Source organism: Seohaeicola nanhaiensis (genome assembly GCF_042654245.1).
GTDB classification, from domain to species: Bacteria; Pseudomonadota; Alphaproteobacteria; order Rhodobacterales; family Rhodobacteraceae; genus Seohaeicola_A; species Seohaeicola_A nanhaiensis.
Genome location: NZ_JBHSGI010000002.1, coordinates 15,444 through 33,945 on the forward strand (window position 1 = coordinate 15,444; position 18,502 = coordinate 33,945).

The following is an 18,502-nucleotide window of genomic DNA, read 5'->3' on the forward strand; positions in this document are numbered from 1 at the left end:
CATTGGTTTAAGTTGCATTTTCCAATAACGTTCATAATCTGAGATTATCAATACCTGCCTGCTTGGCGATTCAATCCTCAGGCAGCATCGGGCGGGGCCGCGCGGCAAGTTCGATGGCCTCATCCCGGCCGATCCCGGTCATGCACAGAAGGCCGACAACAGCCTCCTGCAGGACCGAAGCCGGCAAGGCGCCCGTCGTCACGGAAAGCGCCACACCCATGATCGCGTGGGTCGCCATCTTCAGCGTCAACGGCGCATTCTCGACCTTGAACCGCCCCGCGCGGGTCGCGTTTTCCAGATCGCGGATGGCAAAGGGCCCCATCATGCGGAACATCGCATCGGAAATGACCTCGGTTCGGTTCAGCAGCTGCTTCCAGCGCACGTCCTGAGTGGCCGTTTCCAGTACAATACGCACCCCATAGGCATAGACCTGAGCAGGATCTTCAAAGGTGTCGGTCACCTTTTCGATCTTCACCGCAAGGTCATGCATCAGCCGTTCCAGCACGGCGATGGCCAGTTCATCCTTCGACTTGAAATAGCTGTAGACCGTTCCCGCCCCGACATCGGCATGTTCGGCGATTTCCAGCATGGTGGCTGCGTCGATGCCTTTTTCAGCCATCACAGCCTGTCCTGCCGCGATCAGCGCCTCGTGATTGCGCTGCCGCCGCCGGGCGACGCGACCAGGTTTTGTCTCGCCTTCCGGCATGGATTTCCTCAACTTCGAACCTCCTTCGAGTTCGAACCGACAATGGCATATTTCTTCCCGCGATCAATGCCTCGCCGCACAGCGCAGCTCGCCAAATCCATTCATTGACAGATGCTCAAAACCGAATAACGTTCATTATAGAATGTCAATCGGGGAGGATGGCATGAACATTCACACTAGAAAGAGTTTGACCGAGGCCGAGGTGAAGCCGGTCGCGCAGAGCCTGATCCCGGCCCTGCGCGCCAACGAGTTGCGCACCGAAGCCGAGCGAAAGGTGCCCGAGGAGAACCTGAAGCTTCTGGCCGAAAGCGGACTGCTTGGCATCTTCCGCGCCAAAAAATGGGGCGGTTCCGAGCTGTCCATGCGCGCTCATGTGGATGCGGTCGCCACGCTGGCCGAAGGCTGCCAGGCCACAGCCTGGGTTCTGGGGGTCTACCACGCGCACGACTACATCATCGCCCATATGGACCCGAAAGCGCAGGAGGAAATCTATGCCACGCCCGACCAGGCCGTTGCCGCCGTCATCGGTCCGCGCGGCAGGGCCCAGCGGCAACCCGACGGCAGCTATGTGCTGAACGGCTTCTGGCCCTTCGCATCGGGCAACGCCGGCTCGGGCTGGATGCTGCTGGGCGCGCAGGTGCTCGACGCTGATGGCAACACCATCGACGAAGGCGACTTCGCCGTGCCGATCGAGGATATCGAGCGGCTCGACGACTGGCATGTCGCGGGCCTGCAGGGCACCGGCTCGAACTCGGTGCGGGTCAAGGACGTGAACGTGCCCGCGCACCGCTTCATCTCGCTCCCGCCGCTGGTCGAGAACCAGACCAAGGCCTTTCTCGATCCCGACACGCCGCCCGTCCACCGCTGCCAGGCGACCCCTGCCCTCGGCATGTTCATCGCCACTTCGGCACTTGGCGCGGCGAAACACGCCATGGAAGAATTTCGGCGCATCGTGCCCGGCAAGATGGTCATGTATACCTCGCACATCAGCCACGAATGGTCGGCCGTGCAGATCGCCCTGGGTGAAGCGGCGTCGATGATCCATGCCGCAGAACTGATGTTCTACAAGGCCGCCGATGACGTCGACCACTACGCCCGAGCCAACCAGAAGATGCCGCTGGAAATCCGCGCCCGCATCCGCATGGACATCTGCATGGTGCCTCGATTGTGCCGCGACGCCATTGTCAAGCTTTACACCATCGGCGGCGCCTCGGGCCTCTCTCTGAAAAGCCCGATCCAGCTCAACGCCCGCAATCTTCAGGCGGTAAACATGCACGGGTTGCTGCTCTACGAGGCTGGCGCCGAAATTTACGGCCGCGTTTTGCTGGGGGTCGACCCCGGAACGCCGCTGATCTGATGGCTGACGCCCGCCTCCCCCCGGTCTCGGCGCGGGATTACGTCGATGCGATCGCGCAGCACGTCTCCTCGGTCTGCGTGATCACCGCGACGCTGGACGGCCAGCGCTACGGACTGACCGCGACGGCCGTTTCATCGGTCTCGGCAGATCCGCCGCGGCTGTTGGTCTGCATCAATAAGTCCGGGACGAGCCACGACAAGATCCTCGCGGCCGGGCATTTCTGCGTCAACGTTCTGGCCGAGCACCAGGACGTGGTGGCGATGATCTTCGCCGGTATGGGCGGCACGCGCGAAAACCGCTTCGATACCGGCGACTGGACCACGCTCAAGACCGGCGCGCCCGTGCTTGCCGGCGCCGCGGCGGTCTTCGATTGCACCCTGGGCGAGACATCCGATCAGTCGACGCATACCGTCCTCTTCGGAGATGTTGTTGCGACAAGCCACATCAGGGGGCAGGATACGCTCTTGTATGGAGTCCGCCGCTTCCGCCAGATGCGCAAGGTCTTCGCGGGGCTGGGCGACGGCGCCGACGACTATCTCTAAGGGGGGAGGCATCATGACACAGTATTTCACCGAGGCGAACTCGGTCGAGGCCTTTTGCACGCGGATGACCGATGGCGTCGATCCGCGCTTTCGCCAGATCATGGAGTCGCTGGTCACGCACCTCCACGCCTTCGTCAAGGATGTGGCACTGACCCGCGAGGAGTGGGAAACCGCCATCGGTTTCCTGACCGCGACTGGGCAAAAATGCTCGGGCGACCGGCAGGAATACATCCTGCTCTCCGATGTGCTCGGCGTGTCGATGCTGGTCGACGCCGTCAACAGCCGCCGCCCCGCCAACGCCACCGAGAACACGGTGCAAGGCCCCTTCCACGTTGCCGGCGCACCGGAATTGCCGATGGGCAGCAACATCAGCCTCGATGGCAAGGGCGAAAGCTGCCACTTCGTCGGACGCGTTCTCGACTGCGACGGTAACCCGGTCGCCGGCGCCAAAATCGACGTCTGGTCGGACAACGCCGAAGGCTTCTACGACGTCCAGCAGCTCGACGTGCAGCCGCGCTGGAATAATCGCGGCATCTTCACCACCGGTGCGGACGGCGCCTATGACTTCATCGGGATCAAGCCCGTTTCCTACCCGGTCCCGGTTGACGGACCTGTGGGTGACGTTCTGCGCGGCATGGGCCGCCATCCGTTCCGCCCCGCCCATACCCACGTCATGGTCAGCGCACCCGGTTTTCAGAAGCTGGTCACGCATATCTTCGTCGGCGACGATCCCTATATCGACTCCGACACCGTCTTTGGGGTGAAGGCCTCGCTGATCGCCCCCTTTGAGCCGTCGAACGGGCCGACTCAATGGCGCTGCCCCTTCGACTTTGTCCTCGCCCCGGCTTGACAGGGCGCACCCTGCGCAACTAACAGGCGGCCAGGTATCGGGCACCTGCCGCCTGCGGACGCAAGTCACGGTGAAGCCCGGCTTTGGACAGGACACTCACCCTCGGAGCATTTCGACGGTGGGCAATGCGGGCGCCCATCGGTTGCGAAATGCCTCAGACGAGGAGTGAACGATGTCGTCCGATATCGCGCCCGAAAACCGTTTCCTGACCGCACCGATCGGTCGGCTCTTCCTGGCCAACGCGCTGCCGATGACTCTGGTCATGGTCATGAGCGGCCTTCTGAACGTGGTGGATTCGATCTTTCTGGGTCACTTCGTCGGCCCGGACGCCCTGGCTGCGGTCGGTATCGCATTCCCCCTGGTGATGCTGACCATCGCGCTTTCGGCTCTGGTCAGCGGCGGGATGTCCAGTCTTCTTGCCCGGCACCGCGGCGCGGCAGATGCCGCTAAGGCGGCGAGCGTTTTTGCCGGCGCCCAAGGACTGGCCCTGGTCATGGCGCTGGGTCTGATCGTTGTCTTTTTCCTGATCGGCCCGGCAACCGTCAGCGGGCTGGCTGCCGGCGACGAACCTGTCGCCCGGATGACCTGGTCTTATCTGGCCATCACCGTCGGTGCGGCACCCGTTCAGTTTCTGCTTGGGCTGCACAGCGACGTCTGTCGCATCGAAGGCCGCGCCGGATTGATGGCATTTTTGTCGATTTGCGTCACTCTGGCCAACCTCGCATTGAATTATATCCTGATCGTCCGGCTCGGGCTTGGCGTCGCCGGATCGGCCTGGGGCACCGTGCTGGTCCAGGCGGCCGGACTGGCGCTGCTGGTCAGACTGCGAATGACCGGCGACGGGTTCCTGCCGCTCCACGCGCTGTTGAATAACTGCTGGTGCGGCAGCTGGCGGGCGATCCTGCTCCTCGGGACGCCGCTGAGCCTCGGTTTCGTCGGCATCGCGCTGGTCGCGGCAACGGTGATCGCGGTGCTGCGCTGGACAGGAGACGAAGACTTTGCCCAGACCGTCGCGGCCTACGCCATTGTGACCCGTCTGCTAGGCTTTGCTTTCCTGCCGCTGATGGCCGTCGCTCTCGCCACTCAGGCCATTGTCGGCAACAATACAGGCGCCGGGCGGCACGACCGGTCCGACCGCACCCTTCGGCTGGCGCTCGCAACGTCACTTGTCTACTGCACCGGAATCGAGGCGCTGTTGCTCGGCGCTGGTGAGGTGGTTGCCCGCGGATTCACCGACAATCGGGGCATCGTTCTTGCCGTTCATGCTATTCTGAAACCGATGGTGGCGCTTTACCTCTTCACTGGTCCGGTTCTGGTGCTGGCCCTTTATTTTCAGGCGGTGGGTCTTGCCGCGCAGGCGGCGGCGCTGACACTGATCAAACCCTTCCTGATGGGTCCCGCACTAATCGTCGCCCTCGGCGCTTTTGGCGGCCCAGGAGTGATCTGGTTCGCCTTTCCGCTGGCCGACACGTTGACCGCTGGCCTCGCCGGGTCAATCCTCCTGAGAAGGCGCCGCGCGATCGGGACGCTAGCGCCGGAGCCGGCACCATGAGGACGCCGGCGGAGGCCAAGGCCCAAGCCCGCACGCTCCGCCGGGCGCTGGCTGCCTCCGGGCACACCGTAAGCCATGCCGAAGCGCTCGAACTGGTTGCCCACCAGAATGGCGCACGCGACTGGAACACCCTGAACGCTCGACTGATGAAGGAAGCAACCGGTCACGTTCCGCTCCATCTGAACGGCGCGGTGCGCGGGCGCTACCTTGGTCAGCCCTTTACCGGACGGATCGTGTCGCTGTCGCAGAAGGGCGACGGCTATGCGATTGCGATTCAGCTCGACCAGCCGGTCGATACGGTGCAATTCGCCAGCTTCTCGAACCTGCGCAGGCGGATCAACGGCAGCATAGGACGGAACGGACGCTCTGCCGCACGGACATCGGACGGTTTTCCCCAGCTCATCGTCGAACGCGACGGTGGCCGGACTTAAATAGCATCCGTGAAGGGGATCGCGCTCTCAAGAATGATGCGCGTCGTGCGCGAGAGATGCTCGCGCATGGCCGCACTGGCCGCCTCTGCGTCGCGCGCCAGGGCTGCATCGGCAATCGCATCATGTTCGGCGGCTATATCGCGGCCCACCCGGTCCAGCGGACCGGACAGCCGACGATAGCGCTCTGACTGCACGTAAAGCTGCTGGCGGATTTTCAGCCACCACAGGTTGCCGCAGGCATTGGTCAGCTGGTCGTGAAAGGCCGCATGGACCAGATGCCACTGGCGTGCCACCTCTGTGCCGGCGGGTTCGTATTTCGCGCCAAGCGCACGCAGCTTGTGCTGAACCGACAGCAGATCGGCTTCCCAGTCGAGCGTACCATTCGCGATGGTCTCGGTCAGACAGCGGCACTCCACATCAATCCGCACCTCGGTCAGGTCGATCAGATCCCGTCGCGAGATCGGGGCGACCACAAACCCCTTCTGCGGTTCGGCAATCACCAGCCCCTCGGCGGTCAGCCGCGACAATGCCTCGCGCACAGCCCCGATACTCGCATCCAGCGTCTTGCCAAGGCTGTCGATCCGCAGTTTCTGCCCCGGCCGGTATTCCGACCGGATGATCGCATCGCGCAGAATCGCACAGGTGCGCTCGGTGCGACTTTTGTGGATGGCCTCTTCGGTCATGGCTCTTCCCGCAGCCGCCGCGTCGGCAGTAGGGACCACCCCAGGCGCCGCTCCACCAGCCCCCAGACGCCCCCGCGCGAGAAGATCATGACCAGAATGCCGATGAGGCCGAGGACGATCAGGTACACAGTGCCGTAGTCGATGAGCATCTCGCGCAAGAGGAAATAAACAAGGGTTCCGACGATGGCGCCCTCAATACGCCCGATTCCGCCGATCACAACGATAAAGATGACAATAGCCGTCCAGTCGTTGAGCGAGAAGCCGGCATCCGGCGAAATGCGCAGCTTTTGCAGGAAGATGACGGATCCGACGGCGCCCGTCGCCGCGGCGACGCCGATATAGGTCCAGAACCGCGTCCACCAGATGTCCACGCCCACAGAACCCGCCGCCGTTGCATTGTCGCGCAGCGCCATCAGAGCCAGCCCGGCCTTGGACCGGATCAGCGCATAGGTTCCGCCCAGCACACCCAGCGCGATGGCCAGCATCACCCAGTAGATCAGCCATTCCCGCATCGTCTTCGACGACGCGATCCCCTTCACCGCCGCCGCCGGCAGCGACATCCCAGCCCCGGCGCCCAGCGAGGGGATGGCGGCGAAAACCAGCGCCACCGTCTCGGCCGCCACCCAGGTGCCGACGGCGAAATAGGCGCCTTCCAGCCGGAACAGCAGCGGCGCAAAGATCATTCCGGCCAGGCAGGCCGCCACCGCCGCCAAAGGGATGGCGGCCAGCGGCGGCATCCCGAACCAGATCGTGCAGATGAAAAGCGTATAGCCGCCAAGGCCAAGGAACGCCTGCTGCCCGACCGAGACCAGCCCGGCATAGCCCGCCAGCAGGTTCCACAGCACGGCCAGCGCCATGTAACTCAGGATCTCGCCGACCAGCCGCAGGTTCGCCGCTCCGGTCCAGAACGGCAGCGAGGCGAGGATGGCTGCGACCAAGATCAGGCCGATGGAGGCGCGGGTTGCTGCACTCATCGGCTCAATCCATCCGAGGAAACAGGCCGCGCGGACGCAGCGCGAGGATCAGGAAGAAAGCCAGATGCCCGGCGAGGATCTGGAAGCTCGGCGATACCTGCGCGCCCAGCGTCTGCGCCACGCCAAGCACGATGCCGCCCGCCAGCGTGCCCCAGAGGTTGCCGAGGCCGCCGATGATCACCGCCTCGAACCCGTAGAGCAGCCGCGCCGGCCCCGAGAAAGGATCGAAATTCGACCGCGCCGCCAGCAGCACCGCCGCTATAGCGATCACCGCGAAACTCAGCGCCATGGCCAGTGCGAAGATATGGCGGGTATCGACCCCAATGGTCTCGGCCGTCTCGGGGTCGTCCGACGTCGCGCGGAAGGCGCGGCCGGCGCGCGAGCGGAAGAAGACGACCTCCAGCCCCGCGATCAGCGCAACCGCAAGGCCGAAGGTGATCAGCGGCAGAACCCCCAGCGAAATCCCGGCCACCGGCAGGCTCGCCGTCTCGATTGGCCCGGCCGAAAGCCGTTGGGCATCGGTCGAGAACAGCGCCAGCAAACCGTTCTGGATGATGACCGCACAGCCGAACGTGACCAGCAGCGGGGGCAGGACGTCCGGGCCCATTGTACGCTCCAGAATGAAGCGCTGCAGCGCATAACCGATCGCCGCCATTACGGGAATGACCAGGATCAGCGACAGGAACGGGTGCAACCCGGTCAGCGAGACCACCATCAGCGCGACATAGGCGCCCAGCACGATGAAATCGCCATGCGCGATGTTCACCAGCCGCATCACCCCGAATACCAGGCTGAGACCAGCGGCAAACAGGGCGTAAAGACCGCCCAAGAGGATCCCCTGAACCACGGCATCGACCAGATACATCCGCTCACTCTCCGAAATAGGCAGCGGTGAGCTGCGCCTTGGTGAAATCCTCCGCCGGCCCCGACAGGACCACGCGGCCCTCGTTCAGACAGACCAGTTGGTGGGCAAGCCGCCGCACCCGGTCGACGTCCTGTTCGACCACAATTGCCGAAATGCCCGATCCGTTGATCTCGGGTAGCGCGGCGTAGACGTCGTTGACGACAATCGGCGCGAGGCCCAAAGAGATCTCGTCGAACAGGATCACATCCGGGTTTGCGACCAAGGCCCGCCCGATGGCGACCATCTGCTGCTGCCCGCCCGACAGCGAGGTCGCGCTCTGCCGGCGTTTATCTGCCAGGACCGGGAAAAGCTCGAAGACACGCGCAACGCTCCAGGCGCCGCCGCGCCCATGCTCGGCAGCCAGGGTGAGGTTCTCCTCGACCGAGAGCGAGCGGAACAGCCGCCGCCCCTCGGGCACCATCACGATCCCCAGTTGCGCGAGCCGCCGTGTGGGCAAGTCGCCGATTGGTCGGCCCTGAAACGTCACCATTTCGCGGGCGCGCGGCAACAGACCCAGGATCGCTTTGAACAGCGTCGACTTTCCCGCGCCATTGGCTCCCACAAGCCCGAGGATACTTTGGGGAGCCAGATCCAGACTGACACCAAAGAGTGCCTGGAAATCCCCATAGCCGGTCGAGAGATCACGCACCGACAGGATCGGATCAGCCATGGCGCGCCTCCCGTTCGTCGGCGTCCGGGCCGAGATAGACCGCGGCCACCTGCGGGTCACGCATGATCGCGTCCGGCGCGCCTTTGGCGATCACCTTGCCGAAGTCGAGCACCAGAACCTCGTCCACGATTGCGAGAAGGGCATGAAGAACATGCTCGATCCAGACGATAGTGGTTCCCGTCGTGCGCAGTTCGCGGATCAGCGCGACCAGCGCGTGGCACTCCGCCTCGGTCAGCCCCCCGGCGATCTCGTCCAGTAACAGCAGGCGGGGGCCGGTGGCGAGCGCCCGTGCAAGTTCCAGCCGCTTGCGGTCGAGCAGCGTCAGCGTGCCGGCCAGCCGATTGGCCCGAGGGTCAAGCCCAGTTTGGTCCAGCGCCGCTCTGGCATGGCGCCGCGCCGCGTGTTCCGACAGGCCCCGCCCATAGGCGGCGGCGATCAACACATTCTCGTAGGCGGTCAGGCCAGCAAAGGGCTGGGGCACCTGAAAGGTCCGCGCGAGGCCCAACAGACAGCGGCGGCGGGCGTCCATGGCGCCGATGTCGGTACCCAGCGCGGTGATCGTCCCACCATTGGCGCGCAGGGTGCCGCAGATCAGGTTGAACAGGGTCGTCTTGCCAGCACCATTTGGGCCGATGATTCCCAGCGCCGCCCCCGAGGCGACCTGGAAGGTCACATCCTGCGTCACCGCAAGCGCGCCAAAGGACTTCGAAAGGCCGGAAACCGACAGCGCAGTCGCGCTCTGATCCATTCTGCCCCTCCCCTATTGACGCCAGGATGGATCAAAAATGCACCACAAACAAGATAATATATTTTCATTGTCAGACCCTGGGAGCCTATGTCACTCTCTCGTCATGCGCGCGGGGGATGGAGGACCGTTCCCCCGCACCATCAAGGGAGGGAAACCATTGTCACGCTATTCCAAATCGCTCTGGACGCGGCGGCGGGTGCTGGGCACCGGCGCTGCCGCGCTCGCGGCCCCAGCCATCGCGCCGCGCCGCGCCTGGGCGGCTGCTGACGAAATCCGCATCGGCTGGGTGAGCCCCACCACCGGCCCTATCGCCGGGTTCGGCTCGGCCGACGACTACGTCCTCGGCCAGCTGGCTCCAGTACTGAAAGAAGGCATCGACGTGGGTGGTAAGCATTACGCCATCAAGCTTATCCCGAAGGACAACCAGTCAAACCCGAACCGCTCGGCCGAGGTCGCCTCGCAGCTGATCCTGGATGACGAGGTGCATCTGATGCTCTCCTCCTCATCCGCTGACACCGTGCTGCCCGTCACCGATCAGTGCGAGCTGAACGAGGTGCCCAGCATTTCGGGCGACACACCGTGGGACGCCTTCTTCTTCGGGCGCGGCGGAGATCCGGCGACGGGGTTCGACTGGACCTATCACTTCTTCTGGGGCGGCAAGCAGGTGGTGGACAGCTACGTCTCGCTCTGGGATCAGCTCGACACCAACCGCAAGGTCGGCCTGATGATGTCCAACGACAGCGACGGAGTCGCCATGTCGAACCCCGACGTGGGCTTTGCCGCGCAGCTCAAGGGCCACGGTCTGGAAGTTATCGACCTCGGCCTGTTTGAGCCGCTGTCGGACGACTATTCCGCCCAGATCGGCAAGCTCAAGGACGCGGGCGTCGACATCATCACCGGCATCTTCCTGCCGCCCGACTGGACAACCTTCTGGGTGCAGGCCGCGCAACTTGGCTTCCGCCCCAAGGCCGCGACCATCGCGAAGGCGCTCTTGTTCCCCAGCTCCGTCGAGGCACTCGGCGCCCCCGCCAAGGGCCTGTCGACCGAGATCTGGTGGTCGCCGGGCCACCCCTTCGCCTCGACCATCAACGGGCTGACCTCGGCGGAGTTCGCGGGCAAGTTCACAGAGGAGACCGGCCGCCAGTGGGTCCAGCCGATGGGCTTCAAGCACGCGCTGATCGAAGTGGCGCTGGATGTGCTGAAACGCTCCACCGACCCCACCGATCCCGGGGCGCTGATCGAGGCGATCAAGGCCACCGACATCCGCACCATCGTCGGGCCGATCAACTTTCAGACCGGCCCCGTGCCCAACGTCTCGACCACTCCTGTGGTGGGCGGCCAGTGGGAGCCGGGGACAAAGTTCCCGTTCGATCTGGTGATCAACGAAAACCAGTATGCACCCGACATTCCGGTTGGCCGACCCTTCGAGGCGCTGAGCTACTAATCCCGTGCCGCCGTCCGCCCTGGCGGGCGGCGGTCAATCAGCGCCCGCGGACCACCTGCATCAGCGGCATCAGCTGCGCCATTTCCGGCCCGCTGTCGGCCCCTGTCAGCGCGCGCCGCAGCGGACGGAACAGTCCCCCGCCCTTGCGCCCGGTCGCGGCTTTGACTGCGCCGGTCCAACTGCTCCACGTCGTCTCGTCGAACGGCAGCGGCGGCAGAAGCGCCATCGCCTGAGCGACGAACTCGGCATCCTCCTCCGCCACCAGCGGTTCGGCGCCGTCGCGGCACAGGGTCCACCAGCGCCCGAGATCGGCCAGCGTTGTAATATTGTCCCGAGCCATCAGCCAGAAGGCCTCGGCCTTGTCGGCCGGCACGCCCAGCGCATCCACATGTGCGCGCACCGCCTCCAGCGGTTCCCCTTGCAGATAATGCGCGGTCAGCGGGAAAAGGTCAGCCTCGTCGAACTTGGTCGGCGCCGCACCGAAATGCGTCACGTCAAAGCCGTCGATCAGCTTGCCCATGTCGCGCTGCAGTTCGATCGGATCGGACGACCCCAGCCGCGCCATCAGGCTCAGAACCGCCATCGGTTCCACACCCCGAGCGCGCAGATCGCGCAGCGACAGCGTACCCAGCCGCTTGGACAGCGCTTCGCCCTGCGGCCCGGTCAGCAGCGAATGGTGCGCGAACTGCGGCGGTGTGCCGCCCAGTGTATTGATGATCTGGATCTGCGTTGCCGTATTGGTCACGTGGTCCGCGCCGCGCACGATATGAGTCACGCCCATCTCGACGTCATCCACGACCGAGGCGAAGGTATAAAGCACCTGCCCGTCGGCCTTGATCAGCACCGGATCCGACACGCTGGCCGCGTCGATGGAGATCGGACCCAGGATGCCGTCGGTCCACTCGATCCGCTCCTGATCCAGCAGGAACCGCCAGACGCCATTGCCCCGCTCGGCTCGCAGCTTCGTCTTCTCCTCGTCCGACAGCGCCAGCGCGGCGCGGTCATAGACCGGCGGCTTGCCCATGTTCAGCTGCTTCTTGCGTTTGAGGTCCAGCTCGGTCGGGGTCTCGAAAGCCTCGTACATCCGGCCCATGCCCTTGAGCGTTTCGGCAGCGGCGGCGTAGCGATCCAGCCGCAGCGACTGCCGCTCGATCCGGTCCCAGTGCAGACCCAGCCAGGTCAGGTCTTCTTTCAGAGCATCGACGTATTCTTCCTTGCTGCGTTCGGGATCGGTGTCGTCGATACGCAGGATGAAGGTGCCGCCAGCCTTACGGGCGATCAGAAAGTTCATCAGGGCGGCCCGCAGGTTGCCGATATGGATATATCCGGTCGGCGACGGGGCAAAACGGGTGGTGACGGTCATGGGCAGCGGCTCCTGATTGCGCGGGCGTGGTGTCATACGGAGGCGTATTTGTCCAGCGCACACGGTGATGGACGACCGCCGCCGCACGGCGACCAGTTGTTTGCCACCCTTCCAGGAGCGGGCGGAAAACAGCGGCACTCCGCCACCGCACGGCCGCTTGCGCGCTTGTGACCGGGCGCCGCTTGACAAGAGCGCGCGCGGGGGCGCCATTCTGGCACCATGGTCCGTTTTCTGTTCGCCCTTCCCGTTCTTCTGATGCCGCTGCCTCTTGCCGCAGGCGCCGGTCTGCAACACCGTGATCCGGCCCTGGTGACGCTGGAATTCGGCGCCTTCTGCCAGCTGGCGTCGGTCGACTCGGTCGAGGCGCCCGACACACTGGCCCAGCGCGTCGATCTGCTGCCACGCACCCCGGAAATCCGCTGGCCCGGTCCTGTCGTCCCGGCCAAACCCGGCATTTCCTTTGGGGTCAGAACCGAAACCGGAGGCCTGCAGATGTATCCGGTGACCATCGAGGTGTCGCATCCGCCCTTCATCGGATCCGGAATGACCCATCAGAGCTATGTCACCACCCTCGGCGGCGAAGACGCTTCAATCAACGCTTACAGCTTTGACCTGAACGAAGAGATGGTTCCGGGCATCTGGACCATCCGGGCCCTGTTCGACGGAGCGATACTATACGAGGTCACGTTCGATGTGGTCAGCCCCGACACTGTCCCCACGATCGGTCAGGACTGCGGCAAGGATTTCCTGTCGTGACGCTGATCCTGCACTCCCACCCCCTCGCCTCTTTCTGCTGGAAGGTGCTGATCGGACTTTACGAGGCAGGAACGCCCTTCGAGGCGCGGCTGCTCGACCTCGGTGACGAGGCGGCGCGTGCCGCCCATCTGGAACGCTGGCCGGTTGGCAAGATGCCCCTGCTGATCGACGAGGCCAGGAACGAGTTTGTTCCGGAAACCACGATTATTCTGGAGTATCTCGACCGCCATTACCCCGGCGCCAACCTGCTGCCCGATACAGGAACTCTGGACGTTCGGCTGTGGGACCGGTTCTTCGATCTTTACGTGCACCACCCTATGCAGCGGATCGTGGCCGACCGTCTGCGGTCGGAGGAAAAGCGCGACCCCTATGGTGTCGACGAGGCCCGGGCGCAGCTGCAAGTCGCCTACGGCATGATCGAGACCCGCATGTCCTCGCGCGAGTGGGCCTGCGGGGCGGGCTTCACCCTTGCCGACTGCGCCGCCTTTCCAGCGCTCTTCTACGCGGGCATCATCGAACCCTGGAATGCCCGCACACCCGCCCTCGCCACTTATTTCGAGCGGCTGCTGGCGCGCCCGTCGATCATGCGGGTGCTCGCCGAAGCGCAGCCATTCTTTTCGTATTTCCCCTTCGCCGATGACATACCCGCCCGCTTCCGGGCGCAATAGCAATTACCGTTCCGGCGCACTCAGATCCCGGCAGAACCGGATCAGCTTCTCGATTGCACCGGCTTCAGGCATGACCAGCGCCGGGTCGGTCCCGATCAGTGTGACGCTCGCCTGCGCCTGACCCTGCCAGTCCAGCACGGGTGCGGCAATGGCCGCTAGGCCCGGGATCAGATCGCCAGTGACACTGGCGTATCCCGCCGCGCGGGTCGCCTCGCGCAGCCCAACTGCTCCGCCGCCCCGCTCACGGACGAGCAATGCCTCGGTCAGCGGTTCCGGCGTATAAGCCAGGAACACCCGTCCCGTGGCCGAGTTGAGCAGCGGCAGCGTCGATCCCAGCCCAAGTGCGGTCACCATATACCGCGCTGACCGCTCCCAGCGCACCACCACCGGTCCAGCTTCGCTCCAGACGCACAGCAGCGCGGTCAGTCCGGTCTCGGCCACCAGATCGGGCAGCCGGTCGGCCGTGCGATTGACGAAATCCAGCCGCGCCAGCGCCGCCAGCCCCAGTTCCATGGCCCCTGGCCCAAGGTCGTATTTGCCTGAACGCCCCGCCTGCCGCACCAACCCGGCATGGACGAAGGAAGCAAGATACCGATGTGCCTTGCTGGCCGGTATGCCTTCGGCACGCGCCAGGTCCGTCAACGCCTGCGGCCCCGGCGCGCGGCCAAGCCGCGCCAAGAGGCTCAGCGCCGCATCCAGCGATTGCAGGCCCCCTTGCGCGGAGTCCTCGCTCATGAATTTCACCATATAGAAACGTTTGCACATAACAGAAACATACCCTACCCCTTTGGGTCAAGGTCGATCCGCGATTCGTACGCTGGGAGGGCGTCATGCTGAGCACCATCGACATCCTTGGCGGGGGCCCCGCCGGGCTCTATACTGCGATCCTTCTGCGCCGCGCGCTGCCAGGGGTCCGGGTGCGCGTGACCGAATCCAACCCGCGGGACGTGACCTGGGGCTTCGGCGTGGTCTTCTCGGATCAGGCGCTCGATTTCCTCAGGGCCGACGACCCCGAAACCCATGACCTTATCGCGCCCGAGATGGAACGCTGGCGGAACATGACGCTGAACCATCCCGAGGGCCGTGTGGTGCTCGACGGGATCGGTTTCGCGGCGATCGGGCGCCTGCGGCTGCTGCAGGTCCTGCAGGCGCGGGCCGAGGCAGTTGGGGCAGAGCTGCGCTTTGGTCATCCGGTGACATCGCCGACAGAGCTGGACGCCGATCTGATCGTCGGCGCGGACGGTTTGAACTCGCTCGTGCGCAGTGCGGCGCCCAAAGCGTTCGGCACCACGATCAGCCATATGGAGAACCGCTTTGCCTGGTTCGGCACACGGCGGCCCTTCGATACGCTGACCCAGACCTTCCGCACAACCGAACATGGCGCGATGAATGCGCATCACTATCGCTATACCCCGGAGATGAGCACCTTCATCGTCGAATGCGACCGCGAGACCTTTTTCGCCGAGGGCTTCGACCAGATGGACGAGGCGCAGACCGCCGCCCGCTGCGAAACCGTTTTCGCCGATGTGCTGGAAGGCGCGTCGCTGGTGTCAAACCGGTCGATCTGGCGGCAGTTTCCCAAACTCTGGTGCGAGACCTGGCATCACGAAAATACCGTGCTGCTGGGCGATGCCGTTCATACCGCGCATTTTTCCATCGGGTCGGGCACACGGCTGGCGATGGAAGATGCCATCGCCCTGGTGGGCGAACTGGCGCGCCACAGGGACTGGCGAGAGGCGCTGCCCGCCTATCAGGCTGCCCGGCAACCGATTGCGAAAAAAATCGTGACCGCGGCCAATACCTCCTGCGCCTGGTACGAGAGTTTCGCTGCGAAAATGGATCAGAGGCCGCTGGACTTCGCCTTCGATTACGTGACGCGGTCGGGGCGCGTTGACATGGACCGCCTGCGCGCGCTGTCGCCGCGGTTCATGGCGGAATACGAGGCCCATCTGACGCCGGACATTTTCGACCCGGTCGGCGAGACACCCGGCGGCGCCGCCATCGGCTTTGACAAGACGGGCCATCCGAATTGCAGTGCCGTTCTGTGGGACAACCTTGACCGCAATCCGGACAAGCTGGCGCTGACCGGGCCGGCCGGCGAGATGACCTATGCCGAGCTGTGCGCCCAGGCGGCGCGGTGGGGAAATGCCTTCCGTGCCTTCGGCCTGTCACGAGGCGAGCGCGTCGCCCTGTTCCTCGACGACACCCCGGCCTATCCGGCCGCGTTTTTCGGCGCGGTGCGGGCCGGCTTCGTGCCGGTGCTGCTGAACACGCTGACCGCCCCGGAGCTGTTGCAATTCTATCTGGCGGACTCGGGCGCAAGGATTGCGGTCTGCGAAGCCGACTTTGCAGACCGCTTTTCCGCGCTGAAGGATACGGCTCTGGAGCGGGTTGTCGTCGTGAACGGACACGCTGGAGCCTTTGAGGAGGCCGCGAATTTTCTGGAAGGGTATTCCGCGACGCTCGATTGCGCCGACACCGGACCCGACGACATGGCCTTCTGGATGTATTCCTCGGGCTCGACCGGGCGCCCCAAGGGCATCGTCCACCTGCACCATGACATGGCCTACACGCAGCAAAGCTTTGGCGCGCATGTCCTGAGGTTGCGGCCCGACGACATCTGCTTTTCCGTGCCCAAGATGTTCTTCGCCTATGGCTTCGGCAATTCAGTCACCTTTCCCTTTGCGGTGGGGGCCACCACGCTTCTGCTGCCCGGCCGTCCCGATCCGCAACGTGTTCTCGAGGCGATCGAGACCTTCCGTCCCAGCGTCTTTTTCGGCCTGCCGACACTCTATACCGCGCTCTGCCATGCCGAAGGCGTTTCGCGGCGAAACCTTTCATCGCTTCGCCAGTGCATGAGCGCGGCGGAAATTCTCTCGGGAGAGATCTTCCAGGCATGGAAGGATCTGACCGGCCTTGCCCCCATCGAAGGGCTGGGATCGACCGAGATGCTGCACGTCTATCTGTCGAACACCGCCGAAGAGCAGCACCTGGGCGCGGCGGGCAAGGCAGTCCCCGGCTATGAGGTCGAATTGCGCGATGCCGACGGCAAACCGGTGCCTTCGGGCGAGGATGGAGTCATGTACGTGCGCGGCCATTCCTCGGCGCCTTGCTACTGGAATCGCCCTGACGAGACAGCCGAAACGATGCGGGGCGACTGGCTGTATACCGGCGACCGATTTGTCGAGCGGGACGGCTTCTACTATTTCCAAGGAAGGGCCGACGATCTGGTAAAGGTTTCCGGCCAATGGGTCTGGCCGCTGGAGGTCGAACGCTGCCTTAACGATCACGTCATGGTGCGCGAGGCGGCGGTTCTGGCGCATGAAATGGCGGACCGCCGGATGACGCTGTCTGCCGTGATCGCGCTGAAGGAGACCGGAGCCGGCGGCCAGGATCAGGCCAAGATTCTGCAAGACCATGTAAAGACGCAGCTTTTGCCGCACAAATATCCGCGGCGGATTGTTTTCGTCGAGGCGCTGCCAAAAACCGGGACGGGCAAGATCGACCGGCAGGGCGTGCTCAAGATGCTTCAAGCTTAAAATGAAAATCTTGCGCTCAATTTGTGGAACGTGTTCAACTGCGGACACAGCCCGTAACGGGCACAGATTCGGCACAGACCGGACAACAACAGGGGAGTTGACATGAAAAAGACCATTTCCGCGGCACTTGCGGTCGCGATGCTGGGCCTGCCGGCCCATGCTGATGTGAAGATCGGGTTTGTCACCACGCTGACGACACCCGCCGCCATCATCGGTAATGACATGAAGAATGCCGTCGATCTGGCGATGGAGCACCTCGGCGGCATGGCCGGCGACACCAAGCTGGAAGTCATCTATGGCGATGACGGCTTTGCGCCCGAGACGGGCAAGCAGGCCACCGACAAGCTGGTCAAGCAGGACAACGTCGATTTCGTCGCCGGCTATATCTGGTCGCACGTGCTGCTCGCCTCGCGCAAGTCCGTGCTGGATGCGGACAAGATCCTGATTTCGACCAACGCGGGCCCCAGCCAGATGGCCGGCCAGCTGTGCGACAAGAACTTTTTCTCGACCTCGTGGCAAAATGACCAGACGCCGATGGCGATGGGCGAGGTGTTGAACAAGCAGGGCGTGAAATCGCTGTATATCATGGCGCCGAACTATGCCGCGGGCAAGGACATGACCGCCGGTGTGGAACGCACCTTCAAGGGCGAGATCAAGGGCAAGGATCTGACCAAGTGGGGTGCTGACGCGCAGCTTGATTTCTCGGCCGAACTGGCGAAGGCCAAGGCTTCGGGCGCTGAAGGCATCTTTGTCTTCTATCCAGGGGCAGCCGGCGGTGCCTTCATCAAGCAGTATGACCAGGCGGGTCTGAAGGACACGCTGCCGCTGTATTCGGTGTTCACGGTGGACGCGTTGTCGCTGCCCAAGCTGCAGGCCGCCGGGTTCAAGTCCGTTATCGGCTCCAAGACCACGCAAGAGTGGGATCCGACGCTAGACAATGAGGCGAACAAGAAGTTCGTTACCGATTTCAAGGCGAAATACGGCACTTACCCCTCTTACTATGCGGCACAGTCCTATGATGCGATCATGCTGATCGCATCGGCCGTGAAAAAGGTCGGGGGCGATATGTCCGACAAGGACGCCCTGCGCGCCGCACTGAAGGAAGCCGACTTCAATTCTGTGCGCGGCAAGTTCAAGTTTGGCACCAACAACATGCCAGTCGAGGACTTCTTCCTGCGTGAAGTGGTGGAAGACGCCGACGGCACCTGGACGACCAAGGTGGTCGACACGGTCTACGAGGACCACATCGATCCCTACGCGGCCGAGTGCAAGATGAACTGAGGCTAAAGGCCTGCGCTGGACGCCGGCCGGGCGA

At 64.0% G+C, this 18,502-nt stretch carries 18 protein-coding genes; 10 read left to right on the plus strand and 8 right to left on the minus strand.

The window, feature by feature from the left end; all coding sequences use genetic code 11:
* Positions 1-70: 70 nt before the first annotated feature.
* Positions 71-706 carry a TetR/AcrR family transcriptional regulator gene (locus ACFO5X_RS00150; RefSeq protein ID WP_380716351.1) on the minus strand — a complete coding sequence of 212 codons (636 nt, stop codon included), beginning with the start codon at positions 704-706 and terminating at the stop codon, positions 71-73.
* Positions 707-869: 163 nt separating this feature from the next.
* Between ACFO5X_RS00150 and ACFO5X_RS00155 the strand changes: the two genes are divergently transcribed.
* From ACFO5X_RS00155 to ACFO5X_RS00175, 5 genes are all read left to right on the plus strand, one after another.
* Positions 870-2,063 carry an acyl-CoA dehydrogenase family protein gene (locus ACFO5X_RS00155; protein WP_380714758.1) on the plus strand — a complete coding sequence of 398 codons (1,194 nt, stop codon included), beginning with the start codon at positions 870-872 and terminating at the stop codon, positions 2,061-2,063.
* Complete coding sequence (locus tag ACFO5X_RS00160; RefSeq protein ID WP_380714760.1) at positions 2,063-2,605, plus strand: flavin reductase family protein; 543 nt, start codon at positions 2,063-2,065, stop codon at positions 2,603-2,605. Before ACFO5X_RS00155 ends, ACFO5X_RS00160 begins: the two co-directional genes overlap by 1 nt.
* Positions 2,606-2,618: 13 nt before the next feature.
* A complete protein-coding gene (locus ACFO5X_RS00165) occupies positions 2,619-3,455 on the plus strand; it encodes a dioxygenase family protein (RefSeq protein ID WP_380714762.1) in 837 nt (278 codons plus the stop codon).
* Positions 3,456-3,627: 172 nt separating this feature from the next.
* On the plus strand, positions 3,628-5,007 hold the full coding sequence (locus ACFO5X_RS00170) for an MATE family efflux transporter (protein WP_380714764.1): 1,380 nt from the start codon (positions 3,628-3,630) through the stop codon (positions 5,005-5,007).
* Positions 5,004-5,438, plus strand: coding sequence for a glyoxalase superfamily protein (locus ACFO5X_RS00175; protein ID WP_380714766.1), 435 nt, complete (start codon positions 5,004-5,006; stop codon positions 5,436-5,438). The genes ACFO5X_RS00170 and ACFO5X_RS00175 overlap by 4 nt, the downstream gene beginning before the upstream one ends.
* Here ACFO5X_RS00175 and ACFO5X_RS00180 read toward each other — a convergent pair.
* Genes ACFO5X_RS00180 through ACFO5X_RS00200 form a run of 5 tightly spaced genes read right to left on the minus strand, consistent with a single transcriptional unit; the run spans position 5,435 to position 9,417 of the window.
* Positions 5,435-6,121 carry a GntR family transcriptional regulator gene (locus ACFO5X_RS00180; protein WP_380714768.1) on the minus strand — a complete coding sequence of 229 codons (687 nt, stop codon included), beginning with the start codon at positions 6,119-6,121 and terminating at the stop codon, positions 5,435-5,437. The genes ACFO5X_RS00175 and ACFO5X_RS00180 overlap by 4 nt on opposite strands.
* Entirely contained in the window at positions 6,118-7,095 is a 978-nt protein-coding gene (locus ACFO5X_RS00185; RefSeq protein WP_380714770.1) for a branched-chain amino acid ABC transporter permease, read from the minus strand. Before ACFO5X_RS00185 ends, ACFO5X_RS00180 begins: the two co-directional genes overlap by 4 nt.
* Positions 7,096-7,099: 4 nt before the next feature.
* Positions 7,100-7,960, minus strand: a complete 861-nt coding sequence (locus ACFO5X_RS00190; RefSeq protein ID WP_380714772.1) for a branched-chain amino acid ABC transporter permease — start codon at positions 7,958-7,960, stop codon at positions 7,100-7,102.
* Positions 7,961-7,964: 4 nt separating this feature from the next.
* Positions 7,965-8,669 (minus strand): ABC transporter ATP-binding protein, encoded by a 705-nt coding sequence (locus ACFO5X_RS00195; protein WP_380714774.1) that lies wholly within the window; start codon positions 8,667-8,669, stop codon positions 7,965-7,967.
* Positions 8,662-9,417, minus strand: coding sequence for an ABC transporter ATP-binding protein (locus ACFO5X_RS00200; RefSeq protein ID WP_380714776.1), 756 nt, complete (start codon positions 9,415-9,417; stop codon positions 8,662-8,664). The genes ACFO5X_RS00195 and ACFO5X_RS00200 overlap by 8 nt, the downstream gene beginning before the upstream one ends.
* 157 nt (positions 9,418-9,574) lie before the next feature.
* Here ACFO5X_RS00200 and ACFO5X_RS00205 point away from each other — a divergent pair, with 157 nt between their 5' ends.
* Complete coding sequence (locus ACFO5X_RS00205; protein ID WP_380714778.1) at positions 9,575-10,861, plus strand: ABC transporter substrate-binding protein; 1,287 nt, start codon at positions 9,575-9,577, stop codon at positions 10,859-10,861.
* 37 nt (positions 10,862-10,898) lie between these two features.
* On the opposite strand, the gene gltX is transcribed toward ACFO5X_RS00205, so the two are convergent.
* On the minus strand, positions 10,899-12,224 hold the full coding sequence (gene gltX / locus ACFO5X_RS00210) for a glutamate--tRNA ligase (RefSeq protein ID WP_380714779.1): 1,326 nt from the start codon (positions 12,222-12,224) through the stop codon (positions 10,899-10,901).
* 219 nt (positions 12,225-12,443) lie between these two features.
* On the opposite strand from gltX, the gene ACFO5X_RS00215 reads away from it, so the two are divergent.
* Positions 12,444-12,980 (plus strand): DUF3859 domain-containing protein, encoded by a 537-nt coding sequence (locus tag ACFO5X_RS00215; protein WP_380714781.1) that lies wholly within the window; start codon positions 12,444-12,446, stop codon positions 12,978-12,980.
* Positions 12,977-13,648, plus strand: coding sequence for a glutathione S-transferase family protein (locus tag ACFO5X_RS00220; RefSeq protein WP_380714783.1), 672 nt, complete (start codon positions 12,977-12,979; stop codon positions 13,646-13,648). The genes ACFO5X_RS00215 and ACFO5X_RS00220 overlap by 4 nt, the downstream gene beginning before the upstream one ends.
* 3 nt (positions 13,649-13,651) lie before the next feature.
* Here the strand turns inward: ACFO5X_RS00220 and ACFO5X_RS00225 are convergent, their stop codons facing one another.
* Positions 13,652-14,383 (minus strand): IclR family transcriptional regulator, encoded by a 732-nt coding sequence (locus tag ACFO5X_RS00225; RefSeq protein ID WP_380714785.1) that lies wholly within the window; start codon positions 14,381-14,383, stop codon positions 13,652-13,654.
* A gap of 95 nt (positions 14,384-14,478) precedes the next feature.
* Between ACFO5X_RS00225 and ACFO5X_RS00230 the strand changes: the two genes are divergently transcribed.
* Together ACFO5X_RS00230 and ACFO5X_RS00235 are read left to right on the plus strand one after the other, a co-directional pair.
* Positions 14,479-17,187: a benzoate-CoA ligase family protein gene (locus tag ACFO5X_RS00230; protein ID WP_380714787.1), complete on the plus strand. Its 2,709-nt coding sequence runs from the start codon at positions 14,479-14,481 to the stop codon at positions 17,185-17,187.
* A gap of 102 nt (positions 17,188-17,289) precedes the next feature.
* A complete protein-coding gene (locus ACFO5X_RS00235; protein WP_380714789.1) occupies positions 17,290-18,468 on the plus strand; it encodes an ABC transporter substrate-binding protein in 1,179 nt (392 codons plus the stop codon).
* Positions 18,469-18,502: the final 34 nt, after the last annotated feature.

What these genes read in the sequence shown, in the direction of transcription:
- ACFO5X_RS00150 (WP_380716351.1), bottom strand. Translation starts at nt 706, where the DNA reads ATGCCGGAAGGCGAGACAAAACCTGGTCGCGTCGCCCGGCGGCGGCAG.
- ACFO5X_RS00155 (WP_380714758.1), top strand. Translation starts at nt 870, where the DNA reads ATGAACATTCACACTAGAAAGAGTTTGACCGAGGCCGAGGTGAAGCCG.
- ACFO5X_RS00160 (WP_380714760.1), top strand. Translation starts at nt 2,063, where the DNA reads ATGGCTGACGCCCGCCTCCCCCCGGTCTCGGCGCGGGATTACGTCGAT.
- ACFO5X_RS00165 (WP_380714762.1), top strand. Translation starts at nt 2,619, where the DNA reads ATGACACAGTATTTCACCGAGGCGAACTCGGTCGAGGCCTTTTGCACG.
- ACFO5X_RS00170 (WP_380714764.1), top strand. Translation starts at nt 3,628, where the DNA reads ATGTCGTCCGATATCGCGCCCGAAAACCGTTTCCTGACCGCACCGATC.
- ACFO5X_RS00175 (WP_380714766.1), top strand. Translation starts at nt 5,004, where the DNA reads ATGAGGACGCCGGCGGAGGCCAAGGCCCAAGCCCGCACGCTCCGCCGG.
- ACFO5X_RS00180 (WP_380714768.1), bottom strand. Translation starts at nt 6,121, where the DNA reads ATGACCGAAGAGGCCATCCACAAAAGTCGCACCGAGCGCACCTGTGCG.
- ACFO5X_RS00185 (WP_380714770.1), bottom strand. Translation starts at nt 7,095, where the DNA reads ATGAGTGCAGCAACCCGCGCCTCCATCGGCCTGATCTTGGTCGCAGCC.
- ACFO5X_RS00190 (WP_380714772.1), bottom strand. Translation starts at nt 7,960, where the DNA reads ATGTATCTGGTCGATGCCGTGGTTCAGGGGATCCTCTTGGGCGGTCTT.
- ACFO5X_RS00195 (WP_380714774.1), bottom strand. Translation starts at nt 8,669, where the DNA reads ATGGCTGATCCGATCCTGTCGGTGCGTGATCTCTCGACCGGCTATGGG.
- ACFO5X_RS00200 (WP_380714776.1), bottom strand. Translation starts at nt 9,417, where the DNA reads ATGGATCAGAGCGCGACTGCGCTGTCGGTTTCCGGCCTTTCGAAGTCC.
- gltX (WP_380714779.1), bottom strand. Translation starts at nt 12,224, where the DNA reads ATGACCGTCACCACCCGTTTTGCCCCGTCGCCGACCGGATATATCCAT.
- ACFO5X_RS00215 (WP_380714781.1), top strand. Translation starts at nt 12,444, where the DNA reads ATGGTCCGTTTTCTGTTCGCCCTTCCCGTTCTTCTGATGCCGCTGCCT.
- ACFO5X_RS00225 (WP_380714785.1), bottom strand. Translation starts at nt 14,383, where the DNA reads ATGAGCGAGGACTCCGCGCAAGGGGGCCTGCAATCGCTGGATGCGGCG.
- ACFO5X_RS00230 (WP_380714787.1), top strand. Translation starts at nt 14,479, where the DNA reads ATGCTGAGCACCATCGACATCCTTGGCGGGGGCCCCGCCGGGCTCTAT.
- ACFO5X_RS00235 (WP_380714789.1), top strand. Translation starts at nt 17,290, where the DNA reads ATGAAAAAGACCATTTCCGCGGCACTTGCGGTCGCGATGCTGGGCCTG.